The following is a 17,778-nucleotide window of genomic DNA, read 5'->3' as shown; positions in this document are numbered from 1 at the left end:
GTTCAGGCGCAGCTGCCCGTCGCCTGCTCGCTTGGGTCGGAGAGAATTTTCGGCGAGAGACGTGCATCGATTGCCACGCTGCCGGTGCTCGATAGTGTGATGTCACGCAGTTCGATGCCCTTCGGCAGCTGGTCGCGCACACAGATCGTTTGCGGAGTGAGCACCGGGTCGAGCAATCCACCGGTGGTCTGGCGCAGCTGTTCGGCATCGAGGTCGAGACCGACGGCCCGCACTCCGGCGGGATCAATAACGACGTCTCCGTCTTTCACGGCGACGCGTACGGCGGCTGTGAGTGCAACTTCTTGCCCGAACACGGCGACGGTGCGACTGATCTCGATCGTGTCGCCCCGCACCTGCCCCGAATCAGCGATGCCTTGGGTCAGCATCGTGACAACGGGGTCGATATCGTCGGCCGGTATCGTCAGGCGGGCCTGCCCACCCGCGATCTCCCCGCTCGTCGGGTTGAAGGGAACCGCATCAGCCTGCAGTGTCACGTCGCCGGTGAGCCCATCCATGAGCGGGACGCTGTCGATGCCGACTTCGAGATCGCCGACCTTGCCGGTAAGGGTGTGCAGCAGCACCGATCCGCCGAGGTCGACATCGACATCATGGTCGGCGGTGAGATGCAGCGGGGTGCGGATCGCTGACGCTACCAAGCTCGGAATAATCGCGCGCAGTGCGAGTTCTGCGGCTCCGGCGAGCATCGCGATGACGACGATCACCACGACGAACGGCACCCATCGACGCCTCCGGCGCCGTGAGGTTTCCAGACCCGCAGTGTCTGATTCGGCGGTCTGCTGCACCAATGTCACGCCTACAGTCGCTCGGGTGCTGAGACACCCAGCAGATCCAGACCGTTCCGCAGCACCTGCCCCGCCGCATCGTTGAGCCACAGCCGGGTGCGGTGCAGATCCTGGACCGGAGCATCACCGAGCGGAGTGACCCGGCAGTTGTCGTACCAGCGGTGGTAGGCAGCCGCGAGCTCCTCCAGGAAGCGCGCGATACGGTGCGGTTCGCGCAGTTCTGCGGCTCCCGCAACGATGCCGGGGTACTGCTGCAGCTTGCCGAGCAGTTCCGTCTCGGTGCTGTGGGTCAAGAGCTCCGGGGCGAACGCGCCGCGATCCACCCCGCCTGCTGCGGCGTTGCGGTCGACCGCACACGTGCGGGCGTGTGCGTACTGCACGTAGAAGACGGGGTTGTCATTGGTGCGGCTGCGCACCTTCTCACCGTCGAGAGACAACGGCGAGTCGGCCGGGTAGCGTGCAAGCCAGTAACGGAGCGCGTCCGATCCCAACCACTCCAGCAGGTCATCGAGCTCGATGATGTTGCCGGCTCGTTTCGACAGTCGAGCGCCATTGAGGTTCACCAGCTGGCCGATGAGTACCGTGATATCGGTCTCGACATCGTCGCCGGCGGCGCCTGCGATTGCGGTGAGTCTGCCGATGTACCCGTGATGATCGGCGCCGAGCAGGTAGATCTTTTCGCCGAAGCCTCGGTCCTTCTTGGAGAGGTAGTAGGCGGCATCCGCAGCAAAGTATGTGTAGACCCCGTTGCCGCGTGTGAACACGCGGTCTTTGTCGTCGCCGAAGTCGGTGGTGCGCACCCAGAGCGCGTCGTCTTCCTCGAAGACGTGTCCCTGCTCGCGAAGCCGTTCGATCGCGGCCTCGATGGGGCTCGGCTCTCCCGACTCACCCTTGGCATGCAGGGTGCGCTCCGAGAAGAAGACATCGAAGTGCACGTTGAATCGCTCGAGCGAGTCTTTGATCTCCGCGAGCTGCTGCTGGTACGCGGCTTCCTGCACCTGCTCGAGGGCGGCGTCGCGGTCTTGCGCCGCGAGCTCGGCGAGGCGCGGCATCCTCTCCCGCACTTTGCGGCCGAGCTCCTGGATGTATTCACCGGGATAGGCATCCTCGGGGGCGTCTTCACCCAGGGCGGCGGCCAGCACCGAACGGCCGAACTTGTTCATCTGCGAGCCGGCATCGTTGATGTAGTACTCGCTCACGACCTCGGCCCCAGCGGCACGCAGCACACGAGCGGTCGAGTCGCCGAGCGCGGCCCAGCGGGTGTGCCCCATGTGGAGCGGACCGGTCGGGTTCGCGCTGACGAACTCGAGGTTGATCCGCTGTCCCGTGAGCGCATTGCCGCGCCCGTAGGCGTCGCCTTGCTCGACAACCCGTCGAGCAGTCTCCCCGGCACTCGCGGTGTCGAGGGTGATGTTGATGAACCCGGGCCCCGCGATCTCAGCATTCGCGACGCCGTCGATCTCGGCAGCCTGCCCGACGATGCGCTGAGCGAGCTCGCGCGGGTTCGTGCCCAGCCGCTTCGCGAACTTCATGGCGGCATTCGACGCCCAGTCGCCGTGCTCGCGATTCTTGGGCCGCTCCACCTGCGTGTCCTGCTCGGTCACGGAGATATCGGCACCGTACTCGGCGACGAGGTCCGTGAGAATGCGGGAGAGGGCGAGGGAGAGTTCCTGAGGCGTCACAAGGATCCAGTCTAGTCCGCTGTCAGCTGGCGAACTGAGCGCGGGGTCGACGGCCCCGACCCCGCGCTCGACCGCTATTCGGCGGCCACCTGTGACCGCTTGACTCGGTTCCACTGCACGGCCGCAACGACCGCACCGATGATCAACCAGCCGACACCGATGATCTTGGTCAGCGGACCGGTGCTCCACAGCGCGTAGGCCAGCACCGCGGTGCCGATGATCGGCGAGATCAGGTGGATGAAGAAGCTTCGGCTGCGCTGCGCGATCGCGAAGTGGCCGATCACTGCGATGTTGAGCAGGATGTACGCGGTCAACGCTCCGAAGGTGACGAGGGTCGTGAGCAGCTCCTGCTCCGCCGTGCCCACGACGCCGATGACGAGCGAGAGTCCCGCGATCAGCAGCATGGCATTGCGAGGCACCTGTCGTCCGCTCACGTATGACAGGAACTTCGGCAGCTGGCGGTCACGCGCCATGCTGAATACCAGGCGACTCGACGTCGCCTGCGACGCGATCGAGTTCGCGAAGATTGCGATGAGCGCCGACGTGAGGGTGATGAGCACCTGGAACCAACCGCCGACAACGTCTCCGGCGATGTAGTAGAACGCGTTGTTCGTGGCGTCGCCCTCGGCGAACTCGGTACCGACCGGCACGAAGATCGAGGCGAGGTAGACCTGGATCACAAATAGGAGGGTGACCGCGACCAGCACGATCATGGTCGCCTTCGAAACCGTCGGGCCGCCACCCTTCGCCTCTTCGTTGAGCGTCGAGATCGCATCGAATCCGATGAAGCTCAGAGCTGCGATCGGAATCGCGCCGAAGACGATCGCCCACGAGAACTCATCGGTTTGGAAGAATGGAGCGAACGAGAGCTCGGCCCGGCCCTGAGCGACGGCGACGAGCGCACCGACGACGAAGATCGCGAGCACGACCAGCTGGATGAGCAGGAAGATCTTGTTCATGCCTGCCGTCAGCGTGATGCCCCGCAGGTTCACGGTTGCGGCGAGCACGACGAAGACGATGACCCAGACGAACTCGGGGATGCCCGGCACGAGGCTCGTCATCGCGGCAGCGGCGAAGACCGAAAGCAGCGCGGGTAGCAAGAGATAGTCGAGCAGGATCGCCCACCCTGCGATGAACCCGACAAAGCGATTCAGCCCGAGTCGCACATAGGAATAGACGGATCCGGCGATCGGGAACCGCTTGGCCATCTCCTTATAGCTGATTGCGCTGAAGACCATGGCGAACGCCGCCACGACGTAGACGAGGGCGGGCGTGCCGCCCGAGAAGTTGTAGATGATGCCGAATACCGCGAGCGGGGCCATCGGCACCATGTAGATCAGGCCGTAGACCACGACGTCGGTCAACGACATCGAGCGTTTGAGCTCCTGCGTATAGCCGAGTTCTTCGAGCTGAGCCGAAGCTGCGTCGTTGCCGGGCTCGGGCGAGGGGTGGGTCATGACTGTGCTGTCTTTCTCATAGTGCTGGACATGTTGTGAAGTGAAGCGTCGCTAGTGTGCTGCTGGTTCGGGTCGATCCGCGCTGCTGAGGAACGCGCGGAGCGCACCGAGGTAGGGTTCGGGCTGCTCGAGGTGCACACAGTGGGTGCCGGGCAGCACCACGAGCTCGGACGTGTCGTTCATGTCGGCGAACTCACGCAGGGTCTCGGGTCGCGCCTCATCGTTGTCTCCGGTGATCCAGAGGTTCGGGATCCGCAATCCTGCAACGACGCCGACCTTGCTCTGCCCGGAGAGCGAACCGGTGTTCGTGAACTCGTTCGGTCCCCACATCGCCTGATACGACGCCGCATCCTGCCCATCGGCAGCACGTTGCAGCGGTTCCGGCCAGGGTTCGATGCTGCAGAAATGCCGGCGGTAGAACTCGGCCTCTGCGGCGGCATATCCGGGATCCTCAGCCCCGTTCGCAATGGCGTCACGGTGTTCCTCGGGAAGTCGAGCAATCAAGTCCCGGGCGTCGTCGACCCATCGCGGTACATCGACGAGCGGGCTGGAGAGCACGAGTGAGGCTACCCGTTCGGGGTGCGCTTCGGTGTAGGCCAGCGCGAGAAAACCTCCCCACGACTGGCCCAGCACGTGGAAGCGATCGAGGCCGAGTGCACGGCGCACAAGTTCCACATGCTCGACGTATGCGTTCGGGGTCCAGGCCGACGCATTGCTCGGCGGATCCGAACGGCCGGCACCGATCTGATCGAAGAACACCAATTTGCGGTCGGCAGCGAGCGGTGCCAACGGTTCGAGGTAGTCACTCGGGTACCCGGGTCCTCCGTGCAACAGCACGAGAGGCGGTCCCGCTTCGACCGTCGGGGTCAGCGTTCGAGTCCAAAGTCGTCCGTGCGGTGTGTCGACGAAGACCTCCTCGTCAACGATCTCCGCGGCTGAGTGGCTATCCAGCGTCATTGCTCCTCCTCAGGCTTGCTGGTCATATGTGCGCACCGTGTCTCGTATCTCGCCGAGACCTGGCCCGAACATCATCACACAAAAGGTATCTATATCAAACCTTTTATAGAAGCTCGGCAGAGTATGAGTTAATTGATGCATGGCTACCGGCTCGAGAACCTCGGGAAGCGTGCTCGCGAAGCCGCTCGCCGAGGGCGGCCCGAACCTGACGCTGCGCACCGAGGTCGCGAACCGCCTCATCACCGCGGTGGCACTCGGCGATTACATACCAGGGCAGCGATTCCCGCCCGAGCGGGACTTGGCCGTGATGCTCGGCGTCGCTCGCGTGACCGTGCGCGCAGCGATATCTGACCTGGTCGAGCGCGGGCTGCTCCGCAGACAGCAAGGTCGCAGCGGCGGCACCTTCGTAATCGAACCCGATACCCCCGAAGCCGGAGCTGCCGTAAAACAGGCCCTCTCCATAGCTTGGGACAAGCTCATCGACCAGCACGAGGCGGAATGCTGGATGCACGGAATGATCGCGGCCGCAGCCGCCGAACGCCGCAGTGACGACGACGTCGCGATCCTGCAAGAAAAGCTCGAGACGTACCGCCAGGCGGGGTCAGGCGCCCCGGCCCAGAAAGCCGATGAACAACTGCATCTCGCTATTGCAGACGCGGCCCACAGCCCCACCCTGCGGGAGTCGCTGCTCTCTCTTGAACGACAGATGCATCTCTCGGCGCCAGCCCACCCCTGGGGTGCGGAATCCAGCTGGAAAGAACTCGAACTACGAGCCCTCCGCGATCACGAGAAGCTGGTCGCGGCGATCACCGACGGCGACGTACTGGCGGCTCACGAGATCGGCCGCACACACGCCCGCATCAACCTCGAGATGCTCGAGGAAACGATGCTGCATGCAGAGCGCGCCTCAGAGCGAGCGGCGCGCGAAGACCCGCCGGAAGTGCGCTAGGCTGGTCGCTGTTGCACGATGCTCGCCTCCGTAGCTCAGGGGATAGAGCGCCGGTTTCCGGTACCGTAGGTCGGGGGTTCGAATCCCTCCGGGGGCACTGCAGCCAGGCGGGGTTTATCAGCTAGAAACATCTGATCAGCCCCGCTTTTTCACGACCGCAGCGCACCCGCCGCTCATCTGCGGGAGCGGCATCGTAGGCATGCAAGCGAACTCGTGTGAAACGATCTCGGAACCGTGGGCCAGGTTCAGGCAGCTTGACCGGCCGCACAGCTCAGTCATCATGTGAGTTCTTGTCCGTCCGGCGCAAGGCGACCCTTCGGTCGATGATGACCGCCGCCACCGCGGTCACGATGGAAATAATCGGGAACAGGTAATCGAAGACGACTGCAGGCATGGAAGGGACGCTTCCTAACCTGACGAGCGCGACCGCGAGGAAGTCTTGGACGAATAGCGCGAGCAGCACGCCGCCAACGAGACCGAGAGCGCCGACACCCAGCATGCGCATGACGCGAGGACGATGCAGGTGAGGTGATTCGTTCATCGCCGCGATCCTTCAACGGAGCTGCCGGGAACGAGGAATGAGAACGCTGAGTCCCCATGCAACGAGGCCGGCGATCGCACCGACGATGGCCCCGGTTACAAGACTCGACAGAACGGCGAAGGAGCGCAGAATGGCGGCTTGGATGGCCGGATCGATTCCCGCAAGGCTGCCTCCGAGCTGGGGCGAGTTGTCAGCGAAGGCGATCCCCCACATCAATTGATGCCCCAGTGCGAGGAAGATCCCGTAGCAGACGCCGATCACCAGGATGGTGACGAACGGGTTTGGCACCCTCGAAACGAGAGCGACGAAGACCCACACTGCCGGAGGAAGGAACACCAACAGCGCATTGAACACGGTTCCTTCGTGGATGATGTCGAGGTCATGGAGGACGACGCGAGGCACCGCGAGCAGCGCGAGCCCGATGATCGCTACGAGCGGCAGCCCGAGGCGTCGTCGCTTCGGCAGAGAGTCGGGAGCAGGCGGAAGTAACGGGTTGTGGTCGGTCATGCTTCGACACTATGAGCCGCCCCGAGGCTCCGACATCGGCCCCTGCTCTCGACCTGGATCGCTTCTCGACGTAGTCGCGATACGTCAGAGAGCGACCTCGATACGCGCAGAGCGGAGGATGTACCGCGGCTGATCCACCTCCTATCCTGGGAACACTCCGAACCTGGGAGTACGGACGATCAATAGGAGAACACCCATGAAACCCTGGGCCGTCGACGCGTTGCTCGCAGCGACCGTCACGGTCGTGCTTTCGAGCATCGTCGCGCTGTCGCAGGCCACGGCGGACGAGTTCCCGAACATCCTGGCCTACGTATTCACCTCGGGGTTCGGTGCCGTGCTCTTGCTCAGGCGGAGCATGCCGATCCCTGTGCTTCTGCTCAGCGTTCTGGGAACTTTCGGCTATTACATCCTTGACCTGCCACCCATCGGGGTCGCACTCCCGGTCGTCGCAGCACTGTTCTCAGCAGCAGAGGTCGGACTCACCCGCTGGGCTGTATGTGCAGGAGCCATGGTTTTCACGGTCTCCCTGTACTTCCGCCTCCGCGACGAACCGCCACCGCTCGGGTATCTACTCGGCTACGACACCGTATCCAACCTCGCACTCATCGCGGCCGGTATCGCACTCGGATACGGTGTGCGCATCCGCCGTATCCAAGCGGCTCAGCGTGCCGAGATCGCCCGACTCACCGAAGCGCAACTGGCGCGCGAGGCGGACTCGCGGATGCAGCACGAACGCGAGCGCATCTCCCGAGAGCTGCATGACACGGTCGGGCACACGATGTCCGTCATCTCCTTGCAAGCAAGCGTCGGAACCGAAGCACTCGGACGCGACGACCGCGCCGTGAATGACGCGCTCTCTCGCATTCGAACCGCCAGCACACGGTCGCTGCAAGAGCTCCGCTCCATGGTGCGCATCCTGCGCTCCGCATCCGCCCCAGACGAAGCGCGGAGCATCCTGTCGCTTTCGACGGTTCAGGAGCTGGTACACGCTGCGAAAGGCGCAGGTGTCGAGGTCACCACCCATATCACTGCCGCACCCGCCGACTTGTCCGCTCCGGTCGACGCGGCAGCGTATCGGGTGATCCAAGAGTCGATCACCAACATCGTCCGTCACGCCAGTGCGTCACATGCACGGATCACGGTCGGCATCCGGGACGAACAGCTCCACATCAGCGTCACCGACGACGGACACGGCGCAGCGCTCAAGAGCGACACGAAAGGCGGATATGGCATGGCTGGAATGAACGAACGGGTCAAGCTGCTTGGCGGCTCACTGACGACTCGATCTTCCGCAGGAGACGGATTCACCGTCGAGGCCACGATCCCCGCGAGGCTCTCATGATCCGGGTGGTACTGGTCGATGACCAGGAGCTGGTGCGAACGGGCCTGCGCACCCTCGCTGAACACGACGGCGACATCGACGTCGTCGCCGAAGCGAGCAATGGCCACGCGGGCATCGATGCGGTACGCGAACACCGGCCCGATGTCGTCCTCATGGACATTCGCATGCCCCAATTGGACGGCATCGCCGCGACGCAAGCGATCCTGGCCGATCAGGCACTCGCGAATGCCCGAGTCGTCATGATGACGACCTTCGATGAGGACGACAACGTACTGGCCGCAATTCGGGCGGGATCGGCCGGCTATCTCCTCAAAGACATCGCTCCCGCCGAATTGCGAAGTGCGATCCGCACCGTGGCTTCTGGTAATGCTCTGCTGTCGCCTACGATCACGCGAAAGGTGATGAACACGCTCGCCGGAGGCCAGACCTCCGCCGCGCGCCCGGCGCTGCTCGACGCGCTCACCGACCGCGAACGCGAAGTCCTCACTCGGATCGGCTTGGGTGAATCGAACGACGAGATCGGAGCGAGCCTCCGCATCAGCCCTGCCACCGCCCGCACCTACGTCAGCCGTCTCCTATCCAAGCTTCATGCCCGAGACCGGGCGCAACTGGTGATCCTCGGCTACGAATCGGGTCTCATCACGCCCGGAGACAGCACCCTGCCGTGACCTTCGGGCCGCAGGCTCCTCGATGACTCGATCGGCGTATCGAGGTCGTTGGCTGCTTGACGTAGTAGCACATCGCGCCTCCGAATCGAACGGCACCCCAACGGCGGGCGTCAGCGACCTCTGGGGTCCAAGGATTCCTCAGCGCCGTTTTGCGCAGTTCCGTTGGACGCGGTGCCATTTGACGTGGAGAGGCTTCAGAGCCAGGATGTACACGGCAGCCGCACTCCCCGTGTCATGACGCATGCAGTGTGGCCGGCTCAGCGAGCGGCCCCGAACCACCAACACTGCCCGAGGAGGACACCATGTGCCAGCGAGTCACCTGCAACCACTGCGGGAAACCCACCTGGGTCGGCTGCGGAGAGCATATCGAGGAGGCCCTGGCCGGCGTGCCGAAGCCCGATCGCTGCCACTGCGCGGCATAGGTCCTTGCGGTACGGCCACCTGAGCCAACACTGCGGCGCACACGGGCTGGCCCGTTGCACTCCCCTGCTCGCGCCTCCGCACTTTCTCTCGTCCGGCCTATCGAGGGAAGAATAATCGTTGCTCGATCAGAGTTCAGCAGCAGTTTTTCTTCCCTCGGCAGGGGTGAGCACTCATGCGCGACCATTCTGGGCTCACCTGCGTTCATCTGCGCGCACCTGCGCCTAGTCTGCGACCCGCCGGTAGCTCAGGTCGCGGATCGCGCGCCCCTTGTCAGCACCCTTCTTCTCGAATGCGGTGAGGATCCGTCCCTCGAATCGATCCGCCCACGCCCCCGAGAAGTCCCGTTCGAAGCCCTCCGCCCCATCGAGCACGTCACGCATATGCTCGGCGTACTCTTCCCAGTCGGTGGCGAGACGCAGCACTCCGCCCGGTCGCAACGCCCGATGCACGAGCTGCGCGAATTCGGCGCTCACAAGTCGGCGCTTGTGGTGGCGCGCCTTGGCCCACGGGTCGGGGAAGAACACCCAGATCTCATCGACCGACCCCGCCGGCAGATACTTCTCGAGAAGTTCAGGAGCGTTGACCTCTGCGAGGCGAAGATTCTCCAGGCCCGCGAATTCCGCCCGAATTATGGTGCGGGCGAGGCCCGCCCGGAACACTTCGACGGCGAGGAAGTTGGTATCGCGATCGGTCTCAGCGGCATGCAGGATCGCGTGTCCCTGCCCGGATCCGACTTCGACGACGAGCGGCGCCTTCCGTCCGAAGATCTGCTCAGGATCCCCCGTCACACCCTCGGCGACGCTCGTCGCAGCCGGCCCGTTCGGGATATCGAGCACATAGGTCTCGCGGTGATCTGCCCAGGCGCGCTCTTGCGATGGGGTCATACGTCCGCCCCTGCGCACGAAGGAGACTGGCTTCTCGCGGTATGTGGTGTTCTCGGGTCGGGGCTTTGCGGAGTGCTGCTCGGTCACTCGACAACGGTAATCGTCGCAGGGGTGTGTCGGCAAAGCGGGCGTGGACTCCTCAGCAGCAGGTAGATATGGGATCAGCGCTTCAATATGCCGTAATCGCACAGAATCCACATATCTACGTGCTGATCCGATATCTATGTGCTGGCCTCATACCCCTCTGCTGGCGCCACAGACACGCGCTGATCCCACAGTTCAGGCTGATCCCACAGTTCTGTGCTGATCCGCTTCCGGAGTCGCACGGCCGATCCTCTACTCTGGGTGCATGAGCACCGTGAAGCGCATCCTGCTGGTGAACGGCCCCAATCTCAACCTGCTGGGTACCCGAGAGCCCGAGATCTACGGCAGCGAGACTCTCGCAGACATCGAACGACTCGTAACTGAGACCGCCGGGGGTTTCGGCCTGTCCGTGCGGGCCGTGCAATCGAACCACGAGGGCGAACTCATCGATGCCATTCACACGGCCCGCGGCGATTGTGACGCGATCCTCATCAACCCCGCAGCCTTCACCCACACGTCGGTTGCGTTGCGCGATGCCCTCACCGGAGTCTCCCTCCCGGTGGCCGAGGTGCACATCTCCAATGTGCATGCACGCGAGCCGTTCCGGCATCACTCCTACGTTTCACCGGTCGCCGAGTTCGTGATCGCGGGCTGCGGTGTGCAGGGCTACGAGTTCGCGGTGCGCCGGATCGCTGCCCTTCTCGAGGGCTGAGGCAGTAAGGCCTGAGTCCCTCGGCTAGCATGGATCCGAGTATTCATCAGATGTGATCCGGAGGAGTTCTCCATGTCGGTTGTGAAGATCAATGCCCTGTCGGTTCCCGAGGGAGCCGGGTCGGAGCTCGAGGCACGGTTTGCTGCGCGCAAGCACGCCGTCGATGCCTCGCCCGGGTTCCAGGGGTTCCAGTTGCTGCGTCCCACCGCGGGCGGCGATCGCTACTTCGTCGTCACCACGTGGGAGAGCGAAGAGCACTTCGCCGCCTGGCGTGACGGTCGTTCCCAGGAGGCCCATGCCGGCGCTCCCGGCGAGGCGCCCCGTAAGCCCGTCGCCACCGGCGCTGAGCTCCTCGAGTTCGAGGTTGTCGAGCTCGACTGATCGAGCCGGGCGTTCAAGGGGTCATGGCGCCGTCGGAAAGATGTCGAAGAGCGTCGGATTGTGCGCGTGCACGAGCACTGCGAACACGACGGCGTCGAAAAGTAGGTGCACCGTCACAACGTATGAGAGTGATCGCGTGCGCAGATAGATGAATCCCTGCACGAGTGCGAAGGGGACCGTGAGCAGCGGTCCCCACGCCCGGTACCCGAGCTCCCAGAGAAACGACACGAATACGACCGCTTGCAACACATTCGCGATCCAGACCGGGAAGTGGCGTAACAGCACCGCGAATACGATGCAGATGAAGAAGAGTTCGTCCCAGATGCCCACTGCCCCGACACCGAGGAAGAGGCGCGCGATGAGATTCGGATCATCGACGACAGGCCAGTTGCGATATACCCCCGACGAGATGAAGTAGTAGGGCAGGATGATCCAGCCAAGCACGAGCACCCCCGCGAGCCAGCTCCAGTGCAGCAGTCCCCACCTGCCTCCCCCGCCACCCCGCGCTTCGCTCTGTGGGCTGCTGCCGTGGGCAGCATCGCGGGCGGCGTCAACGCTGCGCGTCGCCGCTGATCGCCCGCGCCATGGAAACTCGATCGCCCGATCCCGGTAGATGAACCGGGAGACGAGGTATGGGACGGCGACTGCTCCGCCGAGCGCGAGCGCGAAACGGATCATGGCCCAGTCGTCGAGTTTCGCCGCGAGTGGTATGAGTCGCACAATGACGAGGCCGATCGCGATGAGCGAGAGATCCCGGAGCAACGATGGCGAGCCCGCCTCTGATGAGGTTCGCGAAGCAGTCCAGGCGAGTGCGAGACCCACCAGAAGCAGGATTGCGCCGACCAGGATGCTCTCCGCGACGAAGAATGCGGGCGCAGCGAGCACCGTCAGCAGGGCCGCGACGGTTGGCCACAACCGTACGCTACTGATCGGAGTCGCTTGGAGTCGCACTCTCCCAGCGTAAAGGGGGAATCGAGCCGGGAAGGGAGTGCCCGTCAATTCCGATCAGGTTTGGAGAAGTGCGGCACAGCCTGCAGGCACTAGCCTGTCCCCATGAGCATCCATTCCAGCGCCGCAAGCTCGTCGGTCCACCCCGCAGATTCGCACGACCGCATCGTCGTCACCGGCGCTCGTGAACACAATCTGAAAGACATCAGCGTCGAGATCCCGAAGCGCCGCCTCACGGTGTTCACCGGTGTCTCGGGTTCGGGCAAGAGCTCACTCGTCTTCGGCACGATCGCCGCAGAGTCGCAACGACTCATCAACGAGACCTACAGCGCCTTCGTGCAGGGCTTCATGCCTTCGCAGTCGCGGCCCGATGTCGATGTGCTCGAGGGGTTGACGACCGCGATCATCGTGGATCAGGAGCGTATGGGCGCGAATCCCCGCTCGACGGTTGGCACCGCGACAGACGTGAACGCGATGCTGCGCATCGTCTTTTCGCGCCTCGGATCGCCGCGCATCGGCTCCCCCAACGCGTTCTCCTTCAATGTTGCCTCGATCAGCGGTGCAGGGGCGGTCACCTTCGAGAAGGACGGCAAGCAGGTCAAGGAGCGTCGCAGTTTCGAAGTGCTCGGGGGCATGTGCCCGAAGTGCGAAGGTCGCGGCAGTGTTTCAGATTTCGACCTCGATGAACTCTACGACGCTGACAAATCACTGAGCGAGGGCGCTCTGAAGGTGCCGGGCTTCAGCATGGACGGATGGTACGGGCGGATCTTCGGGTCCTTGCTTCCGATGGACGTACCAATCCGAGAGTTCAACGATGAACAGCTTCACGACCTCCTCTACAAGGATGCGATGAAGGTGAAAGTCGACGGCTCGAACCTGACGTACGAGGGTTTGATCCCCCGCATCCAGAAGTCAATGCTCTCGAAGGACCGCGAGGCGATGCAGTCTCACGTGCGCGCCTTCGTGGATCGGGCGATCGTGTTCCGCCCCTGCCCGGAGTGCGAGGGCACACGCCTCAACGAGAGTGCCCGCTCCTCGAAGATCGATGGCAAGAGCATCGCCGACGTCTGCGCGATGCAGATCAGTGATGTTGCCGAGTGGGTGCGCGGCATCACCGACCCCGGTATCGCCCCGCTGATCGGCAAGCTCAGCGACGCGCTCGACTCATTTGTGCAGATCGGGCTCGGATATCTCTCTCTCGACCGACCGACGGGCACGCTTTCGGGCGGCGAATCTCAGCGCACCAAGATGATTCGCCACCTCGGTTCGAGCATCACCGACGCGACCTACGTGTTTGACGAGCCCTCGATCGGTCTCCATCCTCACGACATCCGCAATATGAATGGGCTGCTGCAGCGGCTGCGCGACAAGGGCAACACGGTGCTCGTGGTCGAGCACAAGCCCGAGATGATCGGTATCGCCGACCATGTCATCGATATCGGGCCCGGTGCCGGCGTGAACGGCGGCGAGATCTGCTTCGAGGGAACCGTCGATGGTCTGCGCAACAGCGACACCGTCACCGGCCGCCACCTCGACGATCGCGCGCGTCTGAAAGACGAGGTCCGCGTACCGAACGGTGTGATCGAGATCCGTGGCGCCACGAAGCACAACCTCACAGACGTCGACGTGAATATTCCGCTTGGAGTATTGACTGTCGTCACGGGTGTCGCAGGTTCAGGCAAGAGCTCGCTCATCCACGGGCACGTCTCGCCGAAGCCAGAAGTCGTCGCCATCGACCAGGGAGCGATCAAGGGATCCCGTCGCTCGAACCCCGCCACCTACACCGGCCTGCTCGACCCGGTGCGCACCGCGTTCGCCAAGAAGAACGGGGTCAAGCCGGCGCTCTTCAGCGCGAACTCGGCAGGTGCCTGCCCCGAGTGCAAGGGCGCCGGTGTGATCTACACCGACCTCGCCATGATGGCGACCGTCGAATCAGTGTGCGAGGTCTGCGGCGGCAAGCGTTTCCAGGCCGAGGTGCTCGACTATCGGCTCGGCGGTCTCAACATCGCCGAGGTGCTTGATCTCAGCATGGCCGAGGCGCTCGAGTTCTTCTCCGGCAGACCGCTCCGACGGAAAGAGTCTCCTCTGCCCGATGAAGGCGTTGACGCCACGTCGGTATCCGCCGTGGGCGGAGCCGAGTCGAAGGTGCCGAAGGCAGCGAAGATCCTCACCCAACTCGTCGACGTCGGACTCGGATACATCACACTCGGCCAGCCGCTCTCGACACTCTCCGGCGGCGAGCGCCAGCGTTTGAAGCTCGCGATCAGCATGCTCGAAGACGCAGAGGTCTACGTACTCGATGAACCGACCACCGGCCTGCATCTCGCCGATGTCGAGAATCTGCTCGGCATGCTCGACCGACTCGTCGATGCCGGCAAGAGCGTCATCGTGATCGAGCATCACCAGGCCGTCATGGCGCACGCCGATCACATCATCGATATCGGCCCGGGTGCGGGTCAGTCGGGTGGCAAGATCGTCTTCGAGGGCACTCCTCGGCAACTCGTCGCCGACCGTTCGACGCTTACCGGAACCCATCTCGCAGAATACATAGCCACATGAGCAGAGGGGCGGGCCACCTGGCATGAATGCGGTTTTCGCAGGTCCGTCCAGATTCGGATCGTCCGCGAGTTACGTCTCGCTCATCTTGATCTGGGGATCCCTCTTCCTCTTCACTTCATGGGCGGCCGACACGGTCACTCCGCTGCAGGTCTCGCTGCTGCGCGTCGGCTTCGGCCTCATACCAGTGGCGCTCTTCGCGCTCTTCACGCGTTCGTTCCGGCTTGCTCATCTGCGGTATCTGCCGCACTTCTTCGTGATGTCGGTGCTGTCGAACAGCTTCTACTACTGGACACTCTCATCCGGGGTGTTCAGGCTCGATTCCGGGGTGGCCGGCGCCTTCACCGGGTCGATCCCGATTTTCACGTTCCTTGCTTCGCTGGTCTTTCTCCGCTCCGAATCGGGCAGTTGGTTGAAGCTGGTCGGCGTGCTGCTCGGAGCAGCCGGCGTCGCACTGCTCGCACGTCCGTGGGACGCCGGGGCAATCGACCCCATCGGCGTCATGTTCATGCTTCTCTGTGCATCGAGCTACGGGCTCTCGTTCGCGTACGCGCGCAGGTTCATCGCTCCGCTCGGTATCCCGGCCGCAGCAGGGGCGAGCTACCAGATGGTGCTCGCGTTCCTCACGCTGCTGGTGGTGACCCCACTCGACGGCATCGACGCGATCTTCGGGGACCCTCGCGCACTGTGGGGCGTCGTCCTCGGCCTCGGTCTCTTCGGCACCGGAATCTCAACGGTGCTCTACTACATGCTGGTGCGCGGCGTGGGCGCTGTCACTGCCGCGACGACGACCTACTTCACCCCGTTCACCGCGCTCACGATTGGCGTGCTGATTGCCGGAGAGTCCTTCCATATCACCGTGCTACCGGCAGTGATCCTGCTCCTCGCAGCGGCCATCATGACCCGCACCGCACCGCGTCGCCCGAACATTCCGCCGCCCGCCGCAGTGTGACGCGGCTTCTCCACAGTGAACGGGAAGATCCCTGCATACACTGGAGACGAGTGCGGTCGATCGAATCCCCATCCGCATCAGCGAAATATCGGGGTCGACTTGACTGGTGGCACTTGCACGATGCAAGGTTGTCGATAATGGATAACCAGGGATCACCCACGGCGCGGCGAGGCGCGAGGCCTTCGCCCGATAACGATGGAAGGCAGCTGATCGCAGATGAGTAATGGCAGGTTCCGAGGTTCGGAAGACGCGCTGCAGGCGTTCGTCGACATCCTGGGGAAAGGTCATGTGCTGACCTCTGCTCGGGCGACGGGTCCGTACGTGCGCGGAAACCGTTTCGGATCCGGGCAGGTACTCGCGGTGCTGCGTCCAGGAACGCTGATCGATATGTGGCGCGCGCTGCAGGTGTGCGTCGATAAGAACATCATCGTCATCCCGCAGTCTGCGAACACCGGCCTGACTGGCGGCTCCGGCCCCGGAGACCAAGACTACGATCGCGACGTCGTCATCATCTCGACGATGCGGATCGACCAGATCCATCTCATCAACGATGCCCGTGAGGCGGTCTGCCTGGCCGGATCACGCCTGTACGAGCTCGAGGATGCGCTCGCGCCGCACGGTCGTGAACCGCATTCCGTGATCGGTTCCACGTCGATCGGAGCTTCCGTGGTCGGCGGGATCGCCAACAACTCCGGCGGCAGCCAGGTGCGCAAGGGGCCCGCGTTCACCGAACAGGCGATCTATGCGCGTGTGAACGAGAACAACAGGGTCGAACTCGTCAACCACCTGGGTATCGAGTTGGGCGACGACCCTGCGCAGGTACTCGATAGGCTGCAGCGCGGCGACTGGGACGCCGCCGACGTCACGCCGCCTCCCGCGGATGCGATCGGCACCGATTACATGGACCATGTACGTGAGATCGCCGACTCCCCCGCCCGCTACAACGCCGACCCGAAGTTCCTGTACGAGGCATCCGGCTGCGCCGGGAAGCTCATGGTCTTCGCGGTTCGCACACGCACCTTCCCGAAAGACGAGCACACGACGACCTTCTACATCGGAACGAATGACCCGGCCGAGCTCGAAGATCTGCGGCGGGCGGTTCTCGGCTCTGATCGGCAGTTGCCCATCTCGGGCGAGTACTTCGACCGGTCCACGTTCAACCTCGCGGAGAAGTACGGCAAGGACACGTTCGTCGGCCTGAAATACGCCGGCAGTCGACAGCTCCGACGCATGTTCGCACTCAAGAGCTGGGCCAACGGAGTGTTCGCGAAACTGCCGTTCTTCGGCCAGACATTCGCCGATACCATCGCGCAGAAGGCGTTCGGACTGCTGCCCCAGCAGCTGCCGAAGCGGATGCTCGCGTACCGCGATCGATTCGAGCACCATCTCATCATGGAGGTCGGAGACACGCAGCGGAAGGAGACCGAGGACTTCCTCACCGCATTCTTCGCCGAGCCGAGCCGGGGCGGCGCATTCTTCGCCTGCACCGACAACGAGGCGCAAAGCGCGATGCTGCAGCGCTTCGGCGCAGCCAGCGCGATCGCACGCTATTTCAACCTGTACCGCAAGAACGTCGGCGGAATGGTCACATTCGACGTCGCGCTGCGTCGTAACGACGACGACTGGCTCGAGGTGCTCCCGCCCGAGATCGCCGATCAGCTCGAGGTGAGCGCCTATTACGGCCACTTCTTCTGCCATGTGCTCCATCAGAACCACGTCGCGAAGAAGGGCGTCGACACGGTCGAGCTCAAGAAGCAGATGACGAAGCTGCTGACCGATCGCGGGGCCGCGATCCCTGCCGAGCACAACTACGGTCGGCTCTACGAGGCGCCTCCCGCGCTCGAGAAGCACTACCAGCAGCTCGACCCGCGCAACGTCTTCAACGCGGGGGTCGGCAACACGTCACCGCGCCAGGATTGGAAATAGGCCGGA

General features: G+C 63.7%; 16 protein-coding genes and 1 tRNA gene. 9 read left to right on the top strand and 8 right to left on the bottom strand.

The annotated features are described in order from the left end of the window. Nucleotides 1-2: 2 nt before the first annotated feature. The 4 genes from ACUYV6_RS05565 to ACUYV6_RS05550 form a co-directional block, all read right to left on the bottom strand. Complete coding sequence (locus ACUYV6_RS05565; RefSeq protein WP_449277916.1) at nt 3-803, bottom strand: LmeA family phospholipid-binding protein; 801 nt, start codon at nt 801-803, stop codon at nt 3-5. 11 nt (nt 804-814) lie between these two features. Beyond that, nucleotides 815-2,485 (bottom strand): arginine--tRNA ligase, encoded by a 1,671-nt coding sequence (gene argS, locus ACUYV6_RS05560; RefSeq protein ID WP_449277663.1) that lies wholly within the window; start codon nt 2,483-2,485, stop codon nt 815-817. A 74-nt stretch (nt 2,486-2,559) separates the two neighbouring features. Then, entirely contained in the window at nt 2,560-3,942 is a 1,383-nt protein-coding gene (locus tag ACUYV6_RS05555) for an APC family permease (protein ID WP_449277662.1), read from the bottom strand. 51 nt (nt 3,943-3,993) lie between these two features. Next, nucleotides 3,994-4,899, bottom strand: coding sequence for a proline iminopeptidase-family hydrolase (locus tag ACUYV6_RS05550; RefSeq protein WP_449277661.1), 906 nt, complete (start codon nt 4,897-4,899; stop codon nt 3,994-3,996). A 139-nt stretch (nt 4,900-5,038) separates the two neighbouring features. Here ACUYV6_RS05550 and ACUYV6_RS05545 point away from each other — a divergent pair, with 139 nt between their 5' ends. After that, the gene (locus ACUYV6_RS05545) at nt 5,039-5,848 is read left to right on the top strand and encodes a FadR/GntR family transcriptional regulator (protein WP_449277660.1); all 810 of its coding nucleotides are present in this window, start codon (nt 5,039-5,041) and stop codon (nt 5,846-5,848) included. Nucleotides 5,849-5,872: 24 nt separating this feature from the next. Beyond that, nucleotides 5,873-5,945, top strand: a tRNA-Arg gene (locus tag ACUYV6_RS05540). 174 nt (nt 5,946-6,119) lie between these two features. Here ACUYV6_RS05540 and ACUYV6_RS05535 read toward each other — a convergent pair. Continuing rightward, a complete protein-coding gene (locus ACUYV6_RS05535) occupies nt 6,120-6,389 on the bottom strand; it encodes a hypothetical protein (protein WP_449277659.1) in 270 nt (89 codons plus the stop codon). Between the two features lie 12 nt (nt 6,390-6,401). Then, the gene (locus ACUYV6_RS05530; protein ID WP_449277658.1) at nt 6,402-6,896 is read right to left on the bottom strand and encodes a hypothetical protein; all 495 of its coding nucleotides are present in this window, start codon (nt 6,894-6,896) and stop codon (nt 6,402-6,404) included. Nucleotides 6,897-7,092: 196 nt separating this feature from the next. On the opposite strand from ACUYV6_RS05530, the gene ACUYV6_RS05525 reads away from it, so the two are divergent. Together ACUYV6_RS05525 and ACUYV6_RS05520 are read left to right on the top strand one after the other, a co-directional pair. After that, entirely contained in the window at nt 7,093-8,238 is a 1,146-nt protein-coding gene (locus ACUYV6_RS05525) for a sensor histidine kinase (protein WP_449277657.1), read from the top strand. After that, entirely contained in the window at nt 8,235-8,906 is a 672-nt protein-coding gene (locus ACUYV6_RS05520; RefSeq protein ID WP_449277656.1) for a response regulator transcription factor, read from the top strand. The genes ACUYV6_RS05525 and ACUYV6_RS05520 overlap by 4 nt, the downstream gene beginning before the upstream one ends. 644 nt (nt 8,907-9,550) lie before the next feature. On the opposite strand, the gene trmB is transcribed toward ACUYV6_RS05520, so the two are convergent. Then, nucleotides 9,551-10,300: a tRNA (guanosine(46)-N7)-methyltransferase TrmB gene (gene trmB / locus ACUYV6_RS05515; protein ID WP_449277655.1), complete on the bottom strand. Its 750-nt coding sequence runs from the start codon at nt 10,298-10,300 to the stop codon at nt 9,551-9,553. 262 nt (nt 10,301-10,562) lie between these two features. On the opposite strand from trmB, the gene aroQ reads away from it, so the two are divergent. Continuing rightward, nucleotides 10,563-11,009 carry a type II 3-dehydroquinate dehydratase gene (aroQ, locus tag ACUYV6_RS05510; protein WP_449277654.1) on the top strand — a complete coding sequence of 149 codons (447 nt, stop codon included), beginning with the start codon at nt 10,563-10,565 and terminating at the stop codon, nt 11,007-11,009. Between the two features lie 72 nt (nt 11,010-11,081). Then, entirely contained in the window at nt 11,082-11,390 is a 309-nt protein-coding gene (locus ACUYV6_RS05505; RefSeq protein ID WP_449277653.1) for an antibiotic biosynthesis monooxygenase family protein, read from the top strand. Between the two features lie 21 nt (nt 11,391-11,411). Here the strand turns inward: ACUYV6_RS05505 and ACUYV6_RS05500 are convergent, their stop codons facing one another. After that, nucleotides 11,412-12,341 carry a CPBP family intramembrane glutamic endopeptidase gene (locus ACUYV6_RS05500; protein ID WP_449277652.1) on the bottom strand — a complete coding sequence of 310 codons (930 nt, stop codon included), beginning with the start codon at nt 12,339-12,341 and terminating at the stop codon, nt 11,412-11,414. A gap of 102 nt (nt 12,342-12,443) precedes the next feature. Here ACUYV6_RS05500 and ACUYV6_RS05495 point away from each other — a divergent pair, with 102 nt between their 5' ends. The 3 genes from ACUYV6_RS05495 (at nt 12,444) to dld (ending at nt 17,772) form a co-directional block, all read left to right on the top strand. Beyond that, nucleotides 12,444-14,897, top strand: a complete 2,454-nt coding sequence (locus ACUYV6_RS05495; RefSeq protein WP_449277651.1) for an ATP-binding cassette domain-containing protein — start codon at nt 12,444-12,446, stop codon at nt 14,895-14,897. A 22-nt stretch (nt 14,898-14,919) separates the two neighbouring features. Continuing rightward, on the top strand, nt 14,920-15,846 hold the full coding sequence (locus ACUYV6_RS05490) for a DMT family transporter (protein ID WP_449277650.1): 927 nt from the start codon (nt 14,920-14,922) through the stop codon (nt 15,844-15,846). A gap of 216 nt (nt 15,847-16,062) precedes the next feature. Next, nucleotides 16,063-17,772, top strand: coding sequence for a D-lactate dehydrogenase (gene dld, locus ACUYV6_RS05485; RefSeq protein WP_449277649.1), 1,710 nt, complete (start codon nt 16,063-16,065; stop codon nt 17,770-17,772). Nucleotides 17,773-17,778: the final 6 nt, after the last annotated feature.

It is taken from the genome of Leucobacter sp. GX24907, from assembly GCF_053567335.1.
The sequence above is the reverse complement of the archived record's forward strand: the minus strand, read 5'-3'. Positions and strand labels throughout refer to the sequence as shown.

Excerpts from the sequence above, each read along its gene's own strand:
- ACUYV6_RS05550 (WP_449277661.1), bottom strand. The coding sequence starts at position 4,899 with ATGACGCTGGATAGCCACTCAGCCGCGGAGATCGTTGACGAGGAGGTC.
- dld (WP_449277649.1), top strand. The coding sequence starts at position 16,063 with ATGAGTAATGGCAGGTTCCGAGGTTCGGAAGACGCGCTGCAGGCGTTC.
- ACUYV6_RS05505 (WP_449277653.1), top strand. The coding sequence starts at position 11,082 with ATGTCGGTTGTGAAGATCAATGCCCTGTCGGTTCCCGAGGGAGCCGGG.
- ACUYV6_RS05535 (WP_449277659.1), bottom strand. The coding sequence starts at position 6,389 with ATGAACGAATCACCTCACCTGCATCGTCCTCGCGTCATGCGCATGCTG.
- ACUYV6_RS05490 (WP_449277650.1), top strand. The coding sequence starts at position 14,920 with ATGAATGCGGTTTTCGCAGGTCCGTCCAGATTCGGATCGTCCGCGAGT.
- aroQ (WP_449277654.1), top strand. The coding sequence starts at position 10,563 with ATGAGCACCGTGAAGCGCATCCTGCTGGTGAACGGCCCCAATCTCAAC.
- ACUYV6_RS05545 (WP_449277660.1), top strand. The coding sequence starts at position 5,039 with ATGGCTACCGGCTCGAGAACCTCGGGAAGCGTGCTCGCGAAGCCGCTC.
- ACUYV6_RS05520 (WP_449277656.1), top strand. The coding sequence starts at position 8,235 with ATGATCCGGGTGGTACTGGTCGATGACCAGGAGCTGGTGCGAACGGGC.
- ACUYV6_RS05530 (WP_449277658.1), bottom strand. The coding sequence starts at position 6,896 with ATGACCGACCACAACCCGTTACTTCCGCCTGCTCCCGACTCTCTGCCG.
- ACUYV6_RS05555 (WP_449277662.1), bottom strand. The coding sequence starts at position 3,942 with ATGACCCACCCCTCGCCCGAGCCCGGCAACGACGCAGCTTCGGCTCAG.
- ACUYV6_RS05495 (WP_449277651.1), top strand. The coding sequence starts at position 12,444 with ATGAGCATCCATTCCAGCGCCGCAAGCTCGTCGGTCCACCCCGCAGAT.
- ACUYV6_RS05525 (WP_449277657.1), top strand. The coding sequence starts at position 7,093 with ATGAAACCCTGGGCCGTCGACGCGTTGCTCGCAGCGACCGTCACGGTC.